This window comes from Actinacidiphila glaucinigra (genome assembly GCF_900188405.1).
In the GTDB taxonomy this organism is placed as follows: domain Bacteria; phylum Actinomycetota; class Actinomycetes; order Streptomycetales; family Streptomycetaceae; genus Actinacidiphila; species Actinacidiphila glaucinigra.
The window spans coordinates 329,092-349,126 of the sequence record NZ_FZOF01000004.1 but is presented as its reverse complement, the minus strand read 5'-3'; the positions used below and the strand labels follow the sequence as shown (position 1 = coordinate 349,126).

General features: G+C 72.5%; 18 protein-coding genes. 11 read left to right on the top strand and 7 right to left on the bottom strand.

Features of this window, described 5'->3' with window-relative positions; genetic code table 11:
- The first annotated feature begins 14 nt into the window (after window positions 1-14).
- From CHF15_RS10620 to CHF15_RS45435, 3 genes are all read left to right on the top strand, one after another.
- Window positions 15-410 carry a DUF742 domain-containing protein gene (locus CHF15_RS10620; RefSeq protein WP_089223424.1) on the top strand — a complete coding sequence of 132 codons (396 nt, stop codon included), beginning with the start codon at window positions 15-17 and terminating at the stop codon, window positions 408-410.
- On the top strand, window positions 391-981 hold the full coding sequence (locus CHF15_RS10615) for a GTP-binding protein (protein WP_089223423.1): 591 nt from the start codon (window positions 391-393) through the stop codon (window positions 979-981). The genes CHF15_RS10620 and CHF15_RS10615 overlap by 20 nt, the downstream gene beginning before the upstream one ends.
- Window positions 982-1,128: 147 nt before the next feature.
- A complete protein-coding gene (locus CHF15_RS45435) occupies window positions 1,129-1,785 on the top strand; it encodes a hypothetical protein (protein WP_089223422.1) in 657 nt (218 codons plus the stop codon).
- A 27-nt stretch (window positions 1,786-1,812) separates the two neighbouring features.
- On the opposite strand, the gene CHF15_RS10605 is transcribed toward CHF15_RS45435, so the two are convergent.
- Both CHF15_RS10605 and CHF15_RS10600 read right to left on the bottom strand, forming a co-directional pair.
- On the bottom strand, window positions 1,813-2,241 hold the full coding sequence (locus CHF15_RS10605; RefSeq protein ID WP_089223421.1) for a PPOX class F420-dependent oxidoreductase: 429 nt from the start codon (window positions 2,239-2,241) through the stop codon (window positions 1,813-1,815).
- 34 nt (window positions 2,242-2,275) lie between these two features.
- Window positions 2,276-3,295 carry an alpha/beta fold hydrolase gene (locus CHF15_RS10600; protein ID WP_089223420.1) on the bottom strand — a complete coding sequence of 340 codons (1,020 nt, stop codon included), beginning with the start codon at window positions 3,293-3,295 and terminating at the stop codon, window positions 2,276-2,278.
- 238 nt (window positions 3,296-3,533) lie between these two features.
- On the opposite strand from CHF15_RS10600, the gene CHF15_RS10595 reads away from it, so the two are divergent.
- The 5 genes from CHF15_RS10595 (at window position 3,534) to CHF15_RS10575 (ending at window position 8,126) form a co-directional block, all read left to right on the top strand.
- Window positions 3,534-5,804 (top strand): sensor histidine kinase, encoded by a 2,271-nt coding sequence (locus CHF15_RS10595; protein WP_089223419.1) that lies wholly within the window; start codon window positions 3,534-3,536, stop codon window positions 5,802-5,804.
- Entirely contained in the window at window positions 5,801-6,211 is a 411-nt protein-coding gene (locus CHF15_RS10590) for a roadblock/LC7 domain-containing protein (RefSeq protein WP_018562311.1), read from the top strand. The genes CHF15_RS10595 and CHF15_RS10590 overlap by 4 nt, the downstream gene beginning before the upstream one ends.
- Window positions 6,212-6,217: 6 nt before the next feature.
- Window positions 6,218-6,610 (top strand): DUF742 domain-containing protein, encoded by a 393-nt coding sequence (locus tag CHF15_RS10585; protein WP_089223418.1) that lies wholly within the window; start codon window positions 6,218-6,220, stop codon window positions 6,608-6,610.
- A gap of 52 nt (window positions 6,611-6,662) precedes the next feature.
- Window positions 6,663-7,142: a macro domain-containing protein gene (locus CHF15_RS10580; protein ID WP_089223417.1), complete on the top strand. Its 480-nt coding sequence runs from the start codon at window positions 6,663-6,665 to the stop codon at window positions 7,140-7,142.
- 96 nt (window positions 7,143-7,238) lie between these two features.
- Complete coding sequence (locus CHF15_RS10575) at window positions 7,239-8,126, top strand: DUF6397 family protein (RefSeq protein WP_089223416.1); 888 nt, start codon at window positions 7,239-7,241, stop codon at window positions 8,124-8,126.
- A 12-nt stretch (window positions 8,127-8,138) separates the two neighbouring features.
- Here the strand turns inward: CHF15_RS10575 and CHF15_RS10570 are convergent, their stop codons facing one another.
- Window positions 8,139-8,840, bottom strand: a complete 702-nt coding sequence (locus CHF15_RS10570; RefSeq protein WP_089223415.1) for a hypothetical protein — start codon at window positions 8,838-8,840, stop codon at window positions 8,139-8,141.
- A 148-nt stretch (window positions 8,841-8,988) separates the two neighbouring features.
- Between CHF15_RS10570 and CHF15_RS10565 the strand changes: the two genes are divergently transcribed.
- Entirely contained in the window at window positions 8,989-10,050 is a 1,062-nt protein-coding gene (locus CHF15_RS10565; protein ID WP_089223414.1) for an AAA family ATPase, read from the top strand.
- A complete protein-coding gene (locus CHF15_RS10560) occupies window positions 10,047-11,879 on the top strand; it encodes a vWA domain-containing protein (protein ID WP_089223413.1) in 1,833 nt (610 codons plus the stop codon). Before CHF15_RS10565 ends, CHF15_RS10560 begins: the two co-directional genes overlap by 4 nt.
- 54 nt (window positions 11,880-11,933) lie before the next feature.
- Here CHF15_RS10560 and CHF15_RS10555 read toward each other — a convergent pair whose 3' ends face one another.
- Together CHF15_RS10555 and CHF15_RS10550 are read right to left on the bottom strand one after the other, a co-directional pair.
- Window positions 11,934-12,800, bottom strand: a complete 867-nt coding sequence (locus CHF15_RS10555) for an acyl-CoA thioesterase (protein WP_089223412.1) — start codon at window positions 12,798-12,800, stop codon at window positions 11,934-11,936.
- 37 nt (window positions 12,801-12,837) lie between these two features.
- Window positions 12,838-15,351, bottom strand: a complete 2,514-nt coding sequence (locus tag CHF15_RS10550; RefSeq protein WP_089223411.1) for a DEAD/DEAH box helicase — start codon at window positions 15,349-15,351, stop codon at window positions 12,838-12,840.
- Window positions 15,352-15,485: 134 nt separating this feature from the next.
- Here CHF15_RS10550 and CHF15_RS10545 point away from each other — a divergent pair, with 134 nt between their 5' ends.
- Window positions 15,486-16,277: a metal-dependent hydrolase gene (locus CHF15_RS10545; RefSeq protein ID WP_089223410.1), complete on the top strand. Its 792-nt coding sequence runs from the start codon at window positions 15,486-15,488 to the stop codon at window positions 16,275-16,277.
- A gap of 63 nt (window positions 16,278-16,340) precedes the next feature.
- Here the strand turns inward: CHF15_RS10545 and CHF15_RS10540 are convergent, their stop codons facing one another.
- Window positions 16,341-18,122, bottom strand: a complete 1,782-nt coding sequence (locus CHF15_RS10540; protein WP_089223409.1) for an ABC transporter ATP-binding protein — start codon at window positions 18,120-18,122, stop codon at window positions 16,341-16,343.
- On the bottom strand, window positions 18,119-19,960 hold the full coding sequence (locus tag CHF15_RS10535) for an ABC transporter transmembrane domain-containing protein (protein WP_089223408.1): 1,842 nt from the start codon (window positions 19,958-19,960) through the stop codon (window positions 18,119-18,121). The genes CHF15_RS10540 and CHF15_RS10535 overlap by 4 nt, the downstream gene beginning before the upstream one ends.
- Window positions 19,961-20,035: the final 75 nt, after the last annotated feature.

Sequence of the window (20,035 nt, the reverse complement as noted above, 5' to 3'; positions counted from 1 at the left end):
CCGGCGCGCGGGTGATGAACGGCGGGCACCAGCGCGGGCCGGACGGCCACTGGTACGACGACGCGGCCGGACCCCTGGTGCGCCCGTACGCCATGACCGGCGGCCGTACCCGGCCCGGCACGGCGGTCGCCGCCCTGGACCTGATCGCCCTGGTGCTCGCCGAACCCGGCGCCGCCGACGATCCCGCGCTCGAACCCGAGCACAACGCGCTGCTCGCGCTGTGCCGGGACGAGCCCCTGTCGGTCGCGGAGCTTGCGGCCGACGCCGACCTGCCGGTGGGCGTCGTACGCGTCCTCCTCGGCGACCTCCTGACGCTCGGCAGCGTACGGGTGAGCACTCCCGTACCGCCGGCGCAGCTACCTGACGAGCGCATCCTGCGAGAGGTGATCAATGGACTCCGGGCACTCTGAGACACCGGTCATGGCCCTGAAGATCCTCATCGCGGGGGGATTCGGGGTCGGCAAGACCACCATGGTGGGCGCGGTGAGCGAGATCCGGCCGCTGCGCACCGAGGAGCAGCTGACCGAGGCCGGACGCCATGTGGACGACACCATGGGAGTCGAGCGGAAGTCCACCACCACCGTGGCGATGGACTTCGGCCGGATCACCGTCAGGGCGGGACTCTCGCTCTACCTGTTCGGCACCCCCGGCCAGGACCGGTTCTGGTTCCTGTGGGACGAGCTGTCACAAGGGGCGCTCGGCGCGGTCGTGCTCGCCGACACCCGCCGCCTGGAGGACTCCTTCCCGGCCGTGGACTTCTTCGAGCACCGGAAGATCCCGTTCGCCGTCGCCGTCAACCGCTTCCCCGGCACGCAGGAGCACCGCCCCGAGGACATCGCGCGCGCCCTCGACCTCCAGGACGGCACCCCTGTCGTCCTCTGCGACGCGCGGGACCGCGCGTCGGGCAAGGAGGTGCTGATCGCCCTCGTCGAGCACGCCGGGCGGATGCACGCGGCGCGCCTTCTGGAGTCGGTGAGCTGACACTGCGTGGCGGAGCGGGGCACCCTAGCAGAACGGCGCCGCCGAAGAAGGAATTCACAGTGCATTGAGAGACTCCCGAACCGGGTGCGTACAGGTGGCCAGACGGGGCGCACGGGCCCCGACGCCCCTACCGCTCAAGGAGTCCAGATGCACAAGCGGATCGGTGCCGCAGTCGCCGGAACGGCCGCTGCCCTCCTCCTCGTCACCGCCTGCGGCGGGTCGAACGGCTACGACCAGGCCGGCAGCGTGGCACCGGCTGCGCAGCAGCAGGACGCGGTCCAGTCGGCCACCGCGCAGCCGGGATCCGGGTACGGGTACGACAGCGAGACCTCGGACGACCCGTCCTCGGGCACCGACGACGGATACGCCGGCGGTACGGACGACAGCTCCGACAGCGGCACCACGGACGCCGCCTCCGACAAGAAGTGGCCCATCCTGTCCGTCGTCAACGACGCCAAGCTCGGCGACATCCTCGTCGACTTCAAGGGCCGCACCCTGTACCGCTTCGACAAGGACACCGACTGGCCGATGGTGTCCAACTGCACCGGCGAGTGCCTCAAGAAGTGGCCGGCCGCCAAGCCCGTCACCAAGGAGCAGGCCGAGGCCGCCGGCCTCAACCCCAAGCTCGTCAGCACCTACACCCGGCCGGACGGCACCAAGCAGCTGTCGTACAACTGCTGGCCCGTCTACTGGTTCGCCGGTGACACCAAGCCCGGCGACACCAACGGTCACGGTGTGGGCGGCACCTGGTGGGCCATGGGCGCCAACGGCAAGAAGGCCAACGGAGGCAAGCCGATCCGCTGACCCGGGCCGGCGGCGGGCCCGCGGGGCTCAGTCCGCCACACCGGACTCGGCGAGCACCTTGTCGATCCGCACCCGCACCAGGAGTTCACCGGGCACCCCATTGCGGGCCCCGAACTCCTCGGCGACGTCCTCGCCCATGTAGCGGGCGGCGATCCGGGTGGCCCACTCCCGCAGCGGACCGGGTTCCTCGCTCACCTCGGCCCGTCCCTGCAGCACCACGTACGCGAACGGCGGCCGGTCATCGTCCACACACAGGGCGACCCGGCCGTCGCGCGTGATGTTGCGGCCCTTGACGGTGGCCTTGCCCGTGTTGAACACGACGTCGTCGCCGTCCAGCAGGAACCAGACGGGCGCCACATGGGGCGTTCCGTCCGCCCGCGTGGTGGCCAGCTTGCCCGTGCGCGTCCCGGCGGAGACGAAGGCCCGCCACTCTTCCTCGGTCATCCTGTGTCCCATGCCCCCATCCTGCCCCGGACGGCGGCCGACGGCCTCAGGACCCGCTGGAGGGGTGCGACGGCTCGACCTCCTGGTAGAGCGGCACGTCCGGCCGTCCGCGCCGCAGCAGCCGCCGCCAGAGCACCGGGTCGTACTCCTGCGGCGTGGTGGTGGCCAGGAAATCCTCCAGTACGTCGACGAAACGTCCGGGCGCGTCATGGTGCGGGAAGTGCCCCGCGTCCTCGAACAGTTCCAGCCGGCTGCCCGGCATCGCGGCGTGAGCCCGCAGGGCGTGACGCACCGGGATCACCCCGTCGTGCTCGCCCCACATGATCAGGGTCGGCAGACCCGCCGTCAGGTAACTGCGGTCCATCATCGTGATGACCTGCCCCCGCATGTCGACACCCGCTCGCAGGGTGCGAAGGAACGCCTGACGCGCCATGGAGCTGTCCAGCATGAGGTAGCGCTCGAGGACGTAGTCGAAGTCGTGGCGGCCCAGCCCGAGCCCGCCGGCCGTCCTCAGCAGCGGCGCGAGCAGCCGCAATGCCCCGCGCACGGGAGGTGAGGTGGCGAGCGGCAGCGTCACCTCGGACCCCGGACCGGCCGCCAGGCGCAGCAATGGGTGCACCTCCGGCCCCAGCCCGCCACCGCCCACGATCACCAGGCGTTCGCAGCGCTCCGGGAACTGGTAGGCGAACTGCATCGCGACGCCCGCCCCGAGCGAGTGCCCCACGACCGACACCCGGTCGACGTCCAGCACGCCCAGCAGGTCGCGCATTCCGCACGCGTAGGCCGCCACCGCGTAGTCGGCACGGGGCCGCTCACTGTTACCGTGACCCAGGAGATCGGGCGCGATGACCGTGTGCCGGCGCCCCAGCCGGGGCAGGATGTGCGCCCACGTCGCCGACGAGTCGCCGAGACCGTGGATCAGCAGCAGAGGCGGCCCGCTGCCGCCCAGCCGGAACGCACGCCGGTAACCGTGGATGTCGCGATGGACCAGAGGGACCCCCTGCGAACCGTCCTCCGCGTCCGGGGCGGGACCGTAGACCCGGCGCACGACCTGTCCCCGTTCCATGCGTCCAGCGTGCGGCAGGGGGGTTTCCCCCGCAATGCCGCGCCGTTAGCGCGAGGTGAACGTGCTCCAGGTGGAGCGGGCGGACCGGGCAGGGTACGCCGCTCCCGCCGGCCCCGCACCCGAGGGCGTCACAAGGAAAGGGATTGTGAGATGTCACAGTCGGTGTCACCAAGAGGGCATTCGTGGGTCAGACTGTGCCCCTCCCCATCGAACCCATGGTCGACCGAGGACCTCACGCATGCGCCTGCGCCCCCGCACCATCCGCACGCAACTCGTGGTACTTCTCCTGGTGCCGCTGCTCTCGCTGGCGGGTCTGTGGACATACAGCACCTTCACCTCGGTGCGCGGGGCCTTCGCCCTCATGGGGATCGCGGACACCTACCGCTACTACGGGACTCCCGCCGACGACCTCGGACGGGCCCTGCAGGTCGAGCGGCGGCTCGGCGTCGCCTATGTGGCGTCGGACGGCGAGACCGGCGGCGCCGAGCTGGAGAGCGCCGAGCGGACCACCGACCGGCTGCTCACGGTCGTCCGGGAGCACGCGCGCGAGCAGGCGCGGGGCACCGAACTGGACCTCGCCCAGCGGCGCCGGCTCACCGAGCTGATCACCGCGGCCAAGGACCTGCAGCCGCTGCGCGAGGACGTCAGACAGCGCGACATCGGCTGGTCGATGACGCTCCACCGCTACTCGTCTGTGATCGACCCCATCTTCCGGCTGCGGGGATCGCTCGCCGCGCTGCAGAGCGGCGAGGTCGCCCGGCAGGGCGGGTTCGTCATCGACCTCGTACGCGCCAGGGAACTGCTGTCCCGCGAGGACGCCATGCTCACCGCCGCGCAGGTCGGACCGGCCATGACGGCCAGTCAGTACCGCGAGTTCATCGGCACCATCGACGGGCGCAAACTGCTGCACTCCATCGTCGACCCGGAGTTGACCAAGGCCGCCAAGGAGAGCCTCGACGAGTTCGAGGGCGGCAGCGTCGCCTGGACGCTGGACTCCATGGAGACCGCGGCCCGCTCGGCGGGCGCCAAGGACGTCGGCCTCGTCGTCTCCCGGGACCGCTGGCGGCAGAACGCCGACCGGGCGCTCACCGAGCTCAGCGACATCAACGTCGCGGCCGCCGGCGAGGTCGGCCAGCAGGCGCGTGACGACGGCATGGACGTGCTCGTGCGGACCGGCGCGGTCAGCCTCGCCGGACTCTTCCTCGTCGTCCTGTCGGTCGTCATCTCCCTGCTCATCGGACGCGGCATCGCCCGCCGGCTGACGCTGCTGCGCAACCAGGCGCTGGAACTGTCGGGGAAGCGGCTGCCGGAGGTGCTCCGCAGGCTACGCGCGGGCGAGGAGCTCGACGACGACGCCGTCGCCCGCGCCGCACCCGACCTGCGCTTCGGCGCCGACGAGATCGGACAGGTCGGCCGCGCCTTCAACAACGCCCAGCGCGCCGCCGTCCAGGCGGCCGTCGACCAGGAGAAGCTGCGCCGCGGGGTCTCCGCCGTCTTCACCAATCTGGCCCGCCGCAGCCAGGTGCTGCTGCACCGTCAGCTGACACTGCTCGACGCCATGGAGCGCCGCTCGGGTGACCCGGCGGACCTCGACGACCTCTTCCGTGTCGACCACATCGCCGTCCGCATGCGCCGGCACGCCGAGGGCCTGCTGATCCTCTCCGGGAACGCACCGGGCCGCGCCTGGCGCCGCCCGGTCCGGCTCGCGGAGGTGGCGCGCGCCGCGGTCGGCGAGGTCGAGCACTACCAGCGGGTCACCGTCCGGCGCATGCCCCGGGTGGCGCTGACCGGACCCGCGGTCGCCGACGTGCTGCACCTGCTGGCGGAACTCATCGACAACGCCACGGCCTTCTCGCCGCCCGACACCAAGGTCGAGGTGCGCGGCGAGGTCGTCGCCGGCGGCTACGTCCTGGAGGTCGAGGACCGCGGCCTGGGCATGAGCACCGAGCGGCTCGCCGAGGCCAACAACGAACTCGGCGAGGCCGGCGCGGGGTCGGAACTTCCCGAGACCGACCGCCTCGGCCTGTTCACCGTCGGACGGCTCGCCGCCCGGCAGGGGGTGCGCGTCACCCTGCGCCGCGGGCGGTTCGACGGCACCGTGGCGGTGGTGTTCATCCCGCAGTCGGTGCTCGTGGACGCCTCGGGCGACGACGTCGAGACCGGGGAGCACGTGCTCCGTCCACGAGCCGTGCCCGAACCGCCGGGTCCGGATCGCGCGGACGCGGCGCCGCGCACACCGAGGCCGCGGCGGGGGCCGACCCGGCCGCGGGAGGAAGGCCGCACGGTGACGGGGTTGCCGAAGCGGCAGCGGCAGGCCAGTCTCGTAGCGCAACTGAGGGACGACGGCGTGCACCAGAGCCCGGCGGAGCCGCCTGGCGGGGGAGACGAAAGGGAACGATCTCCGGAAGAGGCTCGTTCCACCATCACGGCGTTCGCCCGCGGCCTGGCCCGCGGCAGGGACGCCGCAGCACCGCAAGGAACAGCGGAGACCGGGGAGATCGGGGGATGACGGTGAGCAGTGGACTCACGTGGCTGATGGACGATCTGACAGAGCGGGTGCCGCACGTCAGGCACGCGCTGGTGCTCTCCGGCGACGGTCTGGTGACCGGCGCGAGCACCAGTCTGGACCGTGCCACGGCCGAGCACCTGGCCGCCGTCTCGTCCGGGTTCCACAGCCTCGCCAAGGGCGCGGGGCGGCACTTCGACGCGGGCGGCGTACGGCAGACGATGGTCGAGTTCGACGACGGCTTCCTGTTCGTCACGGCCGCGGGCGAGGGCAGCTGCCTGTCCGTGCTCAGCGGGGTGCAGGCCGACGTGGGGCAGATCGCCTACGAGATGACCCTCATGGTCCACCGGGTCGGTGAACACCTCGGTGTCACGCCGCGCCGGCACGACGCGGCGGCACCGGGGGAGTGATGAAGCATGAACCCGAGCCCGCCGGGAGATGAGGGCGCGCTCTGGTATGACGACGAGGCCGGTCCGATGGTGCGCGCCTACACCATCACCGGCGGTCGCACCCGGCCGGACTCCGACAGTGACGTCGACCTGATAGCCGTCATGGTCCCGGCCGTCGGCACCGCCCCGGACGACAACCTCGACGAGGAGCACCTGGCCCTCCTGGACCTGTGCCGCGACGCCCCCCTCACCGTGGCCGAACTGGCCTCGGAGGCCGATCTCGCGCTCGGCGTCGTCCGAGTGCTGCTCGGCGACCTCCTCCGGGACGGCCATCTGCGGGCCATCCGGCCCGTGCCGCCCGCGGAACTGCCCGACGTGGGGCTGCTCAAGGACGTCATCGACGGCCTGCGCGCCCTGTGAACCGGGCCGTCGACCAGGCGGCGTTGTCGGACCCTGGGCGTACGGTGACCCGATGGAGGGGATCACGTACGTCCGGGGGGACGCCACCGCGCCGCAGGGCAAGGGCGTCAAGCTGATCGTCCACGTCTGCAACGACCTGGGCGGCTGGGGGAGGGGATTCGTCCTCGCGCTCTCCCGCCGCTGGCCGGAGCCCGAGGCCGCGTACCGGCGGTGGCACCGCGAGCGCGCCGGCAACGATTTCGCCCTGGGAGCCGTTCAGTTCGTCCGGGTCGGCGAGTGGGTGTGGGTGGCCAATCTCGTCGGGCAGCGCGGCATCCGCAGGGGCGCGAAAGGTGTGCCCGTGCGGTACGAGGCGATCGACGCCGGGTTGGTCCTGGTGGCGCGGATGGCCGTGGAACTCGACGCGTCGGTGCACATGCCCCGCATCGGATGCGGGCTCGCGGGCGGGCGCTGGGAGCGGGTCGCGCCGTCGATCGAGGAGCGGCTGGTGCGCCGCGGGATACCCGTCACCGTTTACGACCACGGGGCCTGACGCGGAGTTATCCACAGGCCCCCGCGGATGTCGCCGCGAGGATCTATCGTCGTGACTGTAAGTGATGAGTCGCTACGGAAGGTCAGGGGGAGTGGCATGGCTGTCAAGGAGGCCACCGCCCGGGAAGCGCTCGGCATGCAGCGCGCCCGGGAGGAATTGTGCCTGGAGGCCGAAGAGTTCGAGGTCGCGCTGCAGACCGGCGAGGTGCGCACGGCACCGGCCGTCGGCGGACGCCGGCGCGTCGTACGGGAGGACGTGGACCGGCTGCGGGAGGAGGAGGGCTTTCCCGACCGCCTGCGCGCGCGGCTGGAACTGGTGGGCAGTATCGAGGGCGCGGCACTGATCGGGATCAGCCGGGAGCGCTTCACCCGGCTCGCCAAGGGCGGCTTCCTCCGCCCCGTCCGCTGGTACGTCAACCGCTACCGCGCCGTGGTGTGGCTCTACCTGGCCGAGGACGTACGGCGGTTCGCCCGGGCCCATCCGGCGCTGCTGGAAGGCCGGTTGCCGGCGCCGCTGCGCGATGCCCTCGACGAGGGCGAGGACCGCCGCGCCCGCGGCTGGCGGGCACGACGCGTGGAGGAACTCGTGCGGGACGCGGAGGACGCCTGGGCCGAGGCGTCCGCCTGGTGTGCCCTGCTGGGCCCGGAAGCGGCCGCCGACGCGGTGCCGGACGAACGTGAACGGGCCCACCTGCGCCGGCTGTGCCCGGCGCTCCCGGCCGGCAGCACGGGCTCGTACGCCACCCGTGAGCTGATCGAGGCCCAGACCGTCGCCTCCCACCCGGACGAGGTCACCTTCGCCCAGGTCTCGCTGGCCGACGCGCTGCTGCGCGCCCGTGCCGACGGCCCCGCCCCGCACCCCGAACGCGCCACCCCGGCCGCCGCGTCGGCCCGCCCGATTGCCCCGCCGCCCTCTGCAGAGCCTGCGCCACCGACCACCCCCGCGCCGCGCAGCCGCTGGCGCCGCCTGCTCGGCCTGGGGTGACCGGGCGGGGTGTCACACCGCGCGCCACCAAGCGGTGATGACGACGTCGTGACCGAGCGACTCGTCGAGGGCGCGGTGCAGCGCGAGTCCGACGATCCGGTCGTCGTGAGGCCGGTACGGGCGTTCGGGGTCGGGGATCCCGAGCAGCGGCCCCAGCGCGTCGATCGCAGGCTTCCACAGCGTGGACCAGTTGCGCCGCGCGGACACCTCGAAACGGATGTGGAGTTCGACCGGGACGCCGGGAGGCAGCGCGGGTCCCGCAGCACGACAGGCCTCGTGGATCGCCGCCTTCCAGGCCGGCGACGAGGCCGACACTTCGGTGCGCACCGACAACCGGGGCTCGCCCCGCCAGTCGGCGGCGGAATCGACCGGTGCAGCGGGCCCGATGGCGATGGTGGAGGAGGGAGCATGGTGTTTGCGGGCGAAGACCGCGGCGAAGCGTTCCGGGCCGAGTTCCCGGACGACAGGGAAGAGGTAGTTGTCCAGGTCGTGACCACCACGGGTCAGCGGGACCTTGTCGTCCAGCCCGACGGTGAGTGCGAGGGCGAGATCGCCTTCCCGCTCGTTCACAGTGGGGCCGACCAGTTCCACGAGGGCGTCGAGGAAGGCGCGCAGCCTCACCTGGCCGGGGTGACCGGCCGCGTCCCAACTCTCCACCACCGGCCGCTCCGGCAGTTCGAGTTCGCCGCCCGGTACCGAGAACAGCGTCGCCATGCCGGGCATTCTCCTCCCCTGACGGCGTCGGGGAGGGCCATGCGGGTCGAAAAGCAGATGCGCCGCGGCAGCGGGAGGGGTGAGACTGCCCGGGCCGGACGGCGCAAGCCCCGCGCCGCCATCCACTTGATCTCCAAGGAGCCCGCGCTTGCAGGGTGCTGTCACCGTCTCGCCTTCCCAGGTGCCCGAGCTGCTGCTCAACCTGGCCACCGTGCGCCCGGTCTTCCTGTGGGGCGCGCCCGGCATCGGGAAGTCCTCCCTCGTCAGGGAGTTCGCCGACTCGCTGGCACTGGACTGCGTGAGTCTCATCGGGACGCAACTGGCTCCGGAGGACCTCATCGGCGTTCCGCAGATCGTCGACGGCCGCTCGCGGTTCTGCCCGCCCGAGACCATCGCCCGCGACGAGCCCTACTGCCTCTTCCTCGACGAGCTGAACGCGGCCACCCCGGATGTGCAGAAGGCCTTCTACTCGCTGATCCTCGACCGCCGCATCGGCTCGTACGAACTGCCGCCCGGCAGCATCGTCATCGGCGCGGGCAACCGGGCCACCGACAACGCTCTGGCGCGCCCGATGGCCTCCGCCCTCGTCAACCGGCTCGCGCACGTGCACCTGCGGGCCTCCGCCGCGGACTGGCTGGTCTGGGCGGCGGGCGCCGGCATCCATCCGTGGATCACCGACCACCTCACCGACCGGCCGGACCACCTGTGGTCCGCGCCGCCCAAGACCGAGGAGCCGTTCTCCACTCCGCGCGCCTGGCACATGCTCTCCGACGCGCTCCACTCCTTCGGACCCGCCCTGGACGAGGAGACGCTGAAGGTCCTTGCCTACGGCACGCTCACGCCCGGGCACGCCACGGCCTTCTGCGGATACGTCAAGATCGTCCGGCACTCGTACGGACTCGAGGCCATCCTCAAGGGGGATGCCTCCTGGCCCCGCCGCATCGAGGACCGCGACCTGCTCTACTACCTCGCCGACTCCTTTCGCGGCCGCCTGATCAAGGACCTGCCGGCGCAGCGGGAGCACGCTTCCCCGGCTGTGCGGCAGATGGCCTACCGGGCCAAGTCGCTCTTGGTGCAGCTGGCCGAGATCTCGGTCGAGGTCGCGCAGACCGTGATCGCCGACGGCGACGACGACAATCCGGTGCTGCCCTCCTGGTTCCTCCTCGAGGCCGCCAGGGACATGCCGCGACTGGTCGAGGCACGCCGGTGAGCGGCGCGCGCGGTGACAGGTCCCGGGCGCGGTCGGCTCCCCGCAAGGACCCCGCGGCCGAGGCGTTCGCCGCCGGCGTGGACCTGCTGCGCCGCAACACCGCCCTCGCCGCGCTCTCCGCCGTCGACGGCCGCCTGTGCCGCAGCGAGGAGTGCGAGGAGCACCCCAGCGGCGGCTGGGCTGCGGTCACCTCCAACGGCGTCGTGCACGTCGACCCCCTGCGCCGAGCGGAGCCGGAGGAATGGGCCTGGGTGCTGGCCCACTGCCTGCTGCACCTCGGATTCGGGCACGTGCCGGCCGCCAGGGGCCCGCGCGAGCAGCCCGACCGTTTCGACCTGACCGCCCGCTGCGCGGTGGTCAACCGCTTCCTGGACACCTTCCCCGTGGGCCGGGCACCCGTGGCGCTGCCCCCGGACTTCCCGGACGGCGACGAGGATCAACTCGCCGCACGCTGGCGCCGTGACGGCATACCGGCCGGTTTCGCGGCGTGCGGCACCGGCGGCCCGGAGCCCGACCAGGTCCTTCACCCCTGGAAGAACTCCTGGACGGCACCGGCGGACTGGACGGTCGCCTTCGCGAGCGCCCTCAGCCGCACGATGTCGGCGGCCATGGACGTCGCCGGAGGCCGCCGCGAAGAGCTCACCGGGGCACGGCGCCCGCTGCGGCCCTGGGAACGCGCTCTGAGCTGGTTCGTCTCCTCGTACCCGCTGCTCGGCGGCATCGCCGCCGGGATGACCCTGGTCGCCGACGCCGAACTCGCCCGGGCGCAGCGGATCTCGGTGGCGGCGGTCAACGCCGAGGCGGGGGAGATCTACCTCAACCCCCTGTGCCGCTACAGCGACGAGGAATGGCGGTTCATCCTCGCCCACGAGATGCTGCATGCCGCGCTGCGCCACGGCGATCGCCGTGGCGGCCGGGACCCTTACCTGTTCAACGTCGCCGCCGACTACGTGATCAACGGATGGCTGCTGGAGATGGGCGTCGGGCAGATGCCCGAGGGCCTGCTGCACGACCCGGCCCTTGCCGGGCTGTCCAGCGAGGAGGTGTACGACCGTATCGCCCGGGACCAGCGGCGGTTGCGTCGCCTCGCCACGCTGCGCGGCAAGGGCCTTGGAGACGTCCTCGGCGAGCCGCTGCCGCGCCCCGGGGAGACCGTTCCCACCTGGGTGGACCTGGACGAGTTCTACCGGCGCGGGCTGCTCCAGGGCTTCGATCTGCACCGCCGCGAACGCGGACTCCTGCCGGCCGGACTGGTCGAGGAGATCCGCGCACTGTCCCACCCACCGTTGCCGTGGGACGCCAGACTCGCCCGCTGGTTCGACGAGTACGTGCCCCGCCCCGAGGCGGTGCGCAGCTTCTCCCGCCCCTCCCGGCGCCAGGCGTCGACCCCGGACATCCCCCGGGCCGGCCGCAGCCACCCGCCGCAGGAAGTGGCCCGCTGTACCTTCGGCGTGGTGCTGGACACCTCCGGGTCGATGAGCCGGACGCTGCTCGGCAAGGCACTGGGCGCCATCGCCTCCTACGCCACCGCCCGCGACGTGACCGCCGCTCGGGTGGTGTTCTGCGACGCCGTGCCCTTTGACGCGGGATACCTGCCGGTTACCGAGATCGCCCACAAGGTGCGCGTCAAGGGCCGCGGCGGAACCGTGCTACAGCCCGGTGTCGACCTGCTCCAACGTTCCCCGGACTTCCCTTCGACGGCCCCGGTCCTGCTGATCACCGACGGCGACTGCGACGTCCTGCGGGTACGCCGTGAACACGCCTTCCTGATGCCCCACGACGCCCGGCTCCCGTTCACACCGCGGGGTCCGGTCTTCCGTATGCGCTGAGGGCCGCGGCCGGCCGAAGACCGACCCGCACGGCACCGGCCCCGGCCCCGGCGCTCAGTCGCCGTGCTTGCGGAACAGCCCCTCCTGGACCACGGAGACCAGCATCCGGCCCTCGCGGTCGTAGATGCGGCCCCGGGCCAGGCCGCGCGCTCCGGTCGCGATGGGGGACTCCTGGTCGTACAGGAACCACTCGTCGGTACGGAACGGCCGGTGGAACCACATCGCGTGGTCCAGCGAGGCCATGTCGAACCCGCGCGGGCCCCACAGCGGCTCGACCGGCACGCGCACGGCGTCCAGCAGCATCATGTCGCTGGCGTACGTGAGGGCGCAGGTGTGCACCAGAGGGTCGTCGCCGAGGGGGCCCACCGCGCGCATCCAGACCGCGCTGCGCGGCTCGGATCCCGCCACCTCCTCCGGGGCCCAGCGCAGCCGGTCCACGTAGCGGATGTCGAACGGCTGCCGTCGCGCCATCCGCTCCAACTGCTCGGGCAGTTCGCCGAGGTGCTCCCGGAGTTCGTCGCTCAGTTTCGGCAGGCTCTCCGGGTCCGGGACCTCGCGCATCGGCAGCTGGTGCTCGAACCCGGGCTCGGGCACGTGGAAGGAGGCGGTCAGGTTGAAGATCGTCCGGCCCTGCTGCACCGCGACCACGCGTCGCGTGGTGAAGGAGCGGCCGTCGCGGATCCGCTCCACCTGGTACACGATCGGGACCCCGGGGCGCCCCGGGCGCAGGAAGTACGCGTGCAGGGAGTGCACCGGACGGCTGCCGTCCGTCGTGCGCCCGGCCGCGACGAGCGCCTGGCCCGCCACCTGTCCGCCGAACACCCTCTGCAGGCGCTCCTGGGGGCTCTGCCCGCGGAAGATGTCCTCCTCGATCCGCTCCAGGTCGAGGAGGTCCACCAGCCGCTCGGCGGGGTTGGTCATCGGGCGCGCTCCCTCTTGGGCGTGGCCGGTCCCGCGGTCACAGCGCTCCGACCGCCGTCACCTTGACCACCGCGCGGCCCTCCTCGTCGGAAGCGGTGAGGTCGATCTCGGCGGAGATGCCCCAGTCGTGGTCGCCCTCCGGGTCCGCGAAGGTCTGGCGGACCTTCCACAGCGCCTCGGCGGGACGCTCCTCGATCTGCAGCAGCTTCGGGCCGCGCGCGTCGGGCCCGGTGCCCAGGTCCTCGTACTCGTCCCAGTAGGCGTCCATGGCCTCGGCCCACGCGTTGGCGTCCCAGCCGGCGGCGGCGTCCATCTCGCCGAGCTCGCCGAAGCGATCCAGGGCGGCCAGCTCCACCCGGCGGAACATGGCGTTGCGCACCAGGACCCGGAACGCGCGGGCGTTGGCCGTGACGGGCTTGACCTGGTCGGCCCGCTCCTGGGCCTCCTCGGCGGTCATCTCCCCGGGGTTGGCGAGCTGCTCCCACTCGTCCAGCAGGCTGGAGTCGACCTGGCGGACCAGCTCGCCGAGCCAGGCGATGAGGTCCTGCAGATCCTCCGACTTCAGGTCGTCCGGGACGGTGTGCCCCAGCGCCTTGTACGCGCCCGCCAGGTAGCGCAGCACGATGCCCTCGGTCCTGGCCAGTTCGTAGTTCGAGACGAACTCGGAGAAGGTCATGGCCCGTTCGTACATGTCGCGCACGACCGACTTGGGGGACAGCGGGTGGTCGCCGACCCAGGGGTGGCTCTTGCGGTAGACGCCGTAGGCGTGCGACAGCACCTCCTCCAGCGGCTTGGGGTAGGAGACGTCCTGGAGCCGCTCCATCCGCTCCTCGTACTCCACCCCGTCGGCCTTCATCGCCGCGACGGCCTCGCCGCGCGCCTTGTTCTCCTGGGCGGCGAGGATCTGCCGGGGGTCGTCGAGGGTCGACTCGATCACCGACAGCATGTCCAGCGCGTAGGAGGGGGACTCCGGGTCCAGCAGCTCGAACGCGGCCAGCGCGAAGGTGGACAGCGGCTGGTTGAGCGCGAAGTCCTGCTGCAGGTCCACCGTCAGCCGGACGATGCGCCCCTCCTCGTCGGGCTCGTCCAGCCGCTCCACGACCCCGCCCGCCAGCAGCGAGCGGTAGATCGCGATGGCCCTCCGGATGTGCCGCAGCTGGGACCGGCGGTCCTCGTGGTTGTCCTCGAGCAGCCGCCGCATCGCGTCGAAGGCGTTGCCGGGGCGGGCGATGACCGACAGCAGCATCGCGTGGGTGACCCGGAACCGGGAGGTGAGCGGCTCGGGGTCGGAGGCGATGAGCCGCTCGAAGGTGTTCTCCGTCCATGCGACGAAGCCCTCGGGCGCCTTCTTGCGCACCACCTTGCGGCGCTTCTTCGGGTCGTCGCCGGCCTTCGCGAGGGCCTTCTCGTTCTCGATCACGTGCTCCGGCGCCTGCGCCACCACGAAGCCGGAGGTGTCGAACCCGGCGCGCCCGGCGCGGCCCGCGATCTGGTGGAACTCACGGGAGCGCAGTACGCGTACGCGGTTGCCGTCGTACTTGGTGAGGGCGGTGAAGAGCACGGTGCGGATCGGCACGTTGACGCCGACGCCGAGGGTGTCGGTGCCGCAGATGACCTTCAGCAGTCCCGCCTGCGCCAGCTTCTCCACCAGGCGCCGGTACTTGGGCAGCATGCCGGCGTGGTGCACCCCGATGCCGTGCCGGACGAAGCGCGAGAGGTTGCGGCCGAACGCCGTCGTGAAGCGGAAGTTGCCGATGAGCTCCGCGATGGCGTCCTTCTCGGCGCGCGTGCACATGTTGATGCTCATCAGCGCCTGCGCCCGCTCCACGGCAGCCGCCTGCGTGAAGTGCACGATGTAGACGGGGGCCTGGCGGGTCTCCAGCAGCTCGGTCAGCGTCTCGGTGAGCGGGGTGAGCCGGTACTCGTACGACAGCGGCACCGGCCGCGTCGCCGAGCGCACGACGGTGGTCGGGCGGCCGGTGCGGCGGGTGAGGTCGGTCTCAAAACGCGAGACGTCGCCGAGCGTCGCCGACATCAGCAGGAACTGCGCCTGCGGCAGCTCAAGCAGCGGGATCTGCCACGCCCAGCCGCGGTCGGGCTCCGCGTAGAAGTGGAACTCGTCCATGACGACCTGGCCGATGTCGGCGTCCTTGCCGTCGCGCAGCGCTATCGACGCCAGCACCTCCGCCGTGCAGCAGATGACGGGCGCGTCCGGGTTGACCGAGGCGTCTCCGGTCAGCATGCCGACGTTCTCGGTGCCGAAGAGCTTGCACAGGTCGAAGAACTTCTCCGACACCAGTGCCTTGATCGGGGCGGTGTAGAAGGTGACCTCGTCCCGGGCCAGTGCGGCGAAGTGCGCACCGGCCGCGACCAGGCTCTTCCCCGAGCCGGTGGGGGTCGACAGGATGACGTTCGCCCCCGACACCACCTCGATCAGCGCCTCCTCCTGCGCGGGGTAGAGGGAGATGCCGCTGCCCTCCGCCCAGGACGAGAAGGCCTCGAAGAGGGCGTCGGGATCGGGCTCGGGAGGCAGCTGATCGATGAGGGTCACACCACCATCTTGCCTGTCCCGGGGACCAGGGGAGGAACCGGCGGCGCACACGAAGATCGGCCGACGGTATGGTGTGCCGTCGACTGGGCGTCAAGTCCGCTGTCAGAGCGGGCCGAAAGGGCGGGACACACACCATGATGGGACCGGCACATTCCATCTCCGGAGCGGCGGCGTGGCTGTCCGTGGGAGCAGTTTCCGCGGGGCTCGGTCATCCGATGCCGTGGCCGACCATCGTGGTCGGCGCGCTGATCTGCGCCGGCGCGGCTCTCGCCCCCGACCTGGACCACAAGGCGGCGACGATCTCGCGGGCCTTCGGCCCCATATCGCGCGGGCTGTGCGAGATCATCGACAAGCTGTCGTTCGCCACCTACAAGAAGACCCGGAAGCCCGGTGACCCCGTGCGCCAGGGCGGACACCGCACCCTCACCCACACATGGCTGTGGGCGGTCCTGATGGGCGCCGCGGCCTCCGGCCTGGCCCTGGTGGGCGGCCGGTGGGCGGTGCTCGTCATCCTCTTCGTGCACGCGGTACTGGCCGTCGAGGGGCTGCTGTGGCGGCAGGCCCGGGTCTCCAGCGACATCCTGGTCTGGCTGCTCGGCGCGACCAGCGCCTGGGTGCTCGCGGACGCCCTGGACAGCACCGAGAGCGGCAAGGCCTGGCTGTTCACCGAGCCCGGCCAGCACTACCTGTGGATCGGCGTCCCCATTGTGCTGGGCTCCATCGTGCACTGCATCGGCGACGCCCTGACCGTGTCCGGCTGCCCCGTGCTGTGGCCCATCCCGATCGGGCGCAGGCGCTGGTACCCGCTCGGCCCGCCGAAGTTCATGCGCTTCCGCGCCGGCAGCAAGGTCGAGGTCAAGGTGCTGACGCCGGTGTTCTTCGTGATCGGCGGCGTGGGCGCGGCCGGGGCCCTGTTCTTCGGCTGACCGCCCCCACCGCCACCCACCGCCCGCACTGCCGCGTCGTACGCGGCGCCGTGCCGGTCCGCACTATCCGTGCCAGGACCGCCACAGCGCCGCGTAGGCGCCGTCGGCCTCGACCAGCTGGTGGTGGCTGCCCAGCTCGCTGATGCGGCCGTCCTCGACCACCGCGATCAGGTCGGCGTCGTGCGCCGTGTGCAGCCGGTGCGCGATGGCCACCACGGTCCTGCCGTCCAGCACACGGGCCAGCGACCGCTCCAGGTGGCGCGCCGCGCGCGGGTCCAGCAGCGAGGTGGCCTCGTCCAGCACCAGGGTGTGCGGGTCGGCGAGGACGAGCCGGGCCAGCGCCACCTGCTGCGCCTGGGCCGGGGTCAGCGCGGTGCCGCCCGAGCCGACCTCGGTACCGAGGCCGTCGTCGAGGCCCCGCGCCCACCCGTCGGCGTCGACCGCGGCGAGCGCCGCCCACAGCTCCCCGTCACCCGCTCCCGCACGGGCGAGCAGCAGATTGTCCCGGAGCGTGCCCACGAAGACGTGGTGCTCCTGGTTGACCAGGGCCACGTGCTCGCGGACCCGCTCCGCCGGCATCCGGGCCAGCTGGGCGCCGCCCAGGGTGACCTCGCCGGCCCGCGGGCTGTAGATCCCGGCCAGCAGCCGCCCCAGCGTCGACTTGCCCGCCCCGGACGGGCCGACCAGAGCCAGCCGGGTGCCCGGGCGGACCCGCAGGCTCACCCCGTGCAGCACGTCGCTGCCGGCGCGGTAGCCGAAGCGCACCTCGTCGGCGTGGACGTCGCGTCCGTCCGGTGCCAGCCGCTCGTCCCAGGCGCCCTGCTCGACCTCCCGGACGCCGACCAGCCGGGCCAGCGACACCTGCGCCACCTGCAGCTCGTCGTACCAGCGCAGGATGAGGTTGATCGGGTCGACCAGCATCTGCGCGTACAGCGCGCCCGTCGTCAGCTCGCCCACGGACACCCGGCCGTGCAGCACCAGCGTCCCGCCGATCAGCAGCACCGAGGCGAGGATGAGCATGTACGTCACGTTGATCACCGGGAAGAGCACGCTGCGCAGCCACATCGTGTAGCGCTCCCACTCCACCCACTGGCGGATGCGCGTGCGCGACAGTTCCTCGCGGCGGTCGCCGAGCCGGTGCGCCTCGATGGTGCGCCCGGCGTCCACCGACTCCGCGAGGACCGCCGAGACGGCGGCGTAGCCGGCCGCCTCGGAGCGGTAGCCCTGCGGGGCCCGCCGGAAGTACCAGCGGCAGCCGGCGAGCAGCACCGGGACGGCCACCAGCACCGCCAGCGCCAGCGGCGGCGAGGTGGCCGTCAGCGCGCCGAGCAGCAGGCCGCTCCACACCACGGCGATCGCCAGCTGCGGGACGGCCTCCCGCATTGCGTTGGACAGCCGGTCGATGTCCGTGGTGATGCGGGACAGCAGGTCGCCCGTGCCCGCCCGCTCCAGGACACCGGGCGGCAGCCCCACGGACCGTACGAGGAAGTCCTCGCGGAGGTCCGCCAGCATCCGCTCGCCCAGGACCGCGCCGCGCAGCCGCACCTCCCGGACGAACACGGTCTGCACGGCGAGCGCCACGGCGAACAGCGCCATGGTGCGTCCGAGGTGCAGGTCGCGGCGGCCCGCCGCCAGGTCCTCGACGAGCCCGCCCAGCAGGTAGGGGCCGACCATCGAGGCGACGACGGCGACGGTGTTCACCGAGACGAGCAGCGCGAACGCGCCCTTGTGCCGCCGGGCCAGCTCGCCGACGTAACCGCGCACGGTGGCGGGCGAGCCCACCGGCAGGGTCGTCACGTGCCGTGGCGCGGCCGGGTCGTACTCCGGCGGTTCCACGCCGATCATGCGGTCTCCTCGGCTTTCTCGAGTCGTGCGGATTGCCCGGGTCCCCGGGGCCCCTCGGGTCCCTCGGGTTCGTGCTCGGTCTCGCGGGTGACGACGGCGCGGTAGCCGAGGTCGGCGCGGAGCAGTTCGCGGTGCGTGCCGGACGCGCGCACCGTGCCGTCCTCGACGAACACCACCCGGTCCGCACGGTCCAGCAGCAGCGGGCTGGAGGTGAGGACCACCGTCGTCCGGCCGGCGCGCAGCGCCCTGAGGCCCTGGGCGATCCGGGCCTCGGTGTGCGTGTCGACGGCGCTGGTCGGCTCGTCCAGCACCAGGACCTCCGGATCGGCGACGAGCGAGCGGGCCAGCGCCAGCCGCTGCCGCTGGCCGCCCGACAGGGACCGTCCGCGCTCGGTGATCGGGGACCGCATCGGGTCCCCGGAGTCGTCCACCGAGGCCTGCGCCAGCGCGTCGAGCACATCGCCGCACTGCGCTGCCGCGAGCGCCTCGGCCGGGGTCACGTGGCCGGAGGCGGGCACGTCCAGCAGTTCGGTCAGGGTGCCGGACAGCAGGACCGGGTCCTTGTCCTGGACCAGCACGGTCGCGCGGGCCGCCGTCAGTGGAAGGCCGTCCAGCGCGATCCCGCCGAGCAGCACCGAGGGGGCGTCCCCGGCGCCGGAGGGGCTGTGCCCGCCGAGCCGGTCGGCGAGCGTGCCCGCCGCGTCCGGGTCCCCGCACACCACGGCGGTCAGTTCGCCGGCCGTGGCGAGCAGCCCCGTCAGCGGGTCGTGGAGGTCGCCCGCCGGCAGCCGCTCCGCGGGCGTCCACGTCCCGCGGTGGTCCCCCGTGCTGTCCCCCGCGCTGTCGCGCCGCAGTGCCAGCACCGCGGCGGCGCGCCGGGCGGAGGGCCGTGAGAAGGAGTACGCCATCGCGATCTCCTCGAAGCCGCGCAGCGGGAACAGCAGGAAGACCACCGTCCCGTAGACGGTGACCAGTTCGCCCACCGCGATCCGCCCGTCCAGCGCCAGCCGTGCGCCGTACCAGGTCACCGCGAGCAGCAGCAGGCCGGGCAGTGCCACTTGGACGGCGCTGATCAGCGCCCACATCCGGGCGTTGCGGACGGCGGCGCCGCGGACCTCCTGGGAGGCCTGCCGGTAACGGGACAGGAACAGCTCCTCGCCGCCGATGCCGCGCAGCACGCGCAGTCCGGCCACGGTGTCGGAGGCGAGTTCGGTGGCCTTGCCCGCCTTGGCACGCTGCTCGTCCGCGCGCCGAGTCGCGTGCGGGAGCAACGGCAGCACCGACAGGGCCAGCACGGGGACGCCCGCGGCGACGATCAGCCCCAGTTCGGGCTGGTAGACGAGCAGCGCGACGGTGACGCCGACGGTCGCCAGCAAGGAGCAGGCGAAGCGGGCCAGCGCCTCGACGAACCAGCCGATCTTCTCGACGTCGCCGGTGCTCACCGCGACGACCTCGCCCGCCGCGACGCGACGGGTGAGCAGCGAACCCAGTTCCACGGTCTTGCGCGACAGCAGGAGCTGTACCCGGGCGGCCGCGGCGATCCAGTTGGTGACGGCGGTGCGGTGCAGCATGGTGTCGCCGACGGCGGTCACCACGCCCAGGGCGACGATCAGGCCGCCCGCGAACGCGAGCCGTCCGCCGGAGCCGTCGACGACGGCCTGCACGGCGATGCCGACCGCGGCCGGGAAGCAGGCCACGGCCGCCATGTGGAGGGTGCCCCACAGCGCGGCCTTGACCTGGCCCCCGATCTGGCGCAGTTCCAGCCAGAGAAGGAAACGGAGGCCGGAGCGGGTGTCGGGGACACCCGGATCGGCATGAGGGAGAGCCTGTAGCGACATGACGTCCCGACATCGGTGCTGAGGGGTGGGAGCAGACGTGCCAGCGTCGCGTCATCGAGGTGACGAATTCAACCC

What these genes read in the sequence shown, in the direction of transcription:
- CHF15_RS10545 (WP_089223410.1), top strand. Translation starts at nt 15,486, where the DNA reads ATGATGGGACCGGCACATTCCATCTCCGGAGCGGCGGCGTGGCTGTCC.
- CHF15_RS10600 (WP_089223420.1), bottom strand. Translation starts at nt 3,295, where the DNA reads ATGGAACGGGGACAGGTCGTGCGCCGGGTCTACGGTCCCGCCCCGGAC.
- CHF15_RS10570 (WP_089223415.1), bottom strand. Translation starts at nt 8,840, where the DNA reads ATGGCGACGCTGTTCTCGGTACCGGGCGGCGAACTCGAACTGCCGGAG.
- CHF15_RS45435 (WP_089223422.1), top strand. Translation starts at nt 1,129, where the DNA reads ATGCACAAGCGGATCGGTGCCGCAGTCGCCGGAACGGCCGCTGCCCTC.
- CHF15_RS10590 (WP_018562311.1), top strand. Translation starts at nt 5,801, where the DNA reads ATGACGGTGAGCAGTGGACTCACGTGGCTGATGGACGATCTGACAGAG.
- CHF15_RS10585 (WP_089223418.1), top strand. Translation starts at nt 6,218, where the DNA reads ATGAACCCGAGCCCGCCGGGAGATGAGGGCGCGCTCTGGTATGACGAC.
- CHF15_RS10555 (WP_089223412.1), bottom strand. Translation starts at nt 12,800, where the DNA reads ATGACCAACCCCGCCGAGCGGCTGGTGGACCTCCTCGACCTGGAGCGG.
- CHF15_RS10540 (WP_089223409.1), bottom strand. Translation starts at nt 18,122, where the DNA reads ATGATCGGCGTGGAACCGCCGGAGTACGACCCGGCCGCGCCACGGCAC.
- CHF15_RS10615 (WP_089223423.1), top strand. Translation starts at nt 391, where the DNA reads ATGGACTCCGGGCACTCTGAGACACCGGTCATGGCCCTGAAGATCCTC.
- CHF15_RS10595 (WP_089223419.1), top strand. Translation starts at nt 3,534, where the DNA reads ATGCGCCTGCGCCCCCGCACCATCCGCACGCAACTCGTGGTACTTCTC.
- CHF15_RS10575 (WP_089223416.1), top strand. Translation starts at nt 7,239, where the DNA reads ATGGCTGTCAAGGAGGCCACCGCCCGGGAAGCGCTCGGCATGCAGCGC.
- CHF15_RS10605 (WP_089223421.1), bottom strand. Translation starts at nt 2,241, where the DNA reads ATGGGACACAGGATGACCGAGGAAGAGTGGCGGGCCTTCGTCTCCGCC.
- CHF15_RS10580 (WP_089223417.1), top strand. Translation starts at nt 6,663, where the DNA reads ATGGAGGGGATCACGTACGTCCGGGGGGACGCCACCGCGCCGCAGGGC.
- CHF15_RS10535 (WP_089223408.1), bottom strand. Translation starts at nt 19,960, where the DNA reads ATGTCGCTACAGGCTCTCCCTCATGCCGATCCGGGTGTCCCCGACACC.
- CHF15_RS10620 (WP_089223424.1), top strand. Translation starts at nt 15, where the DNA reads ATGAACGGCGGGCACCAGCGCGGGCCGGACGGCCACTGGTACGACGAC.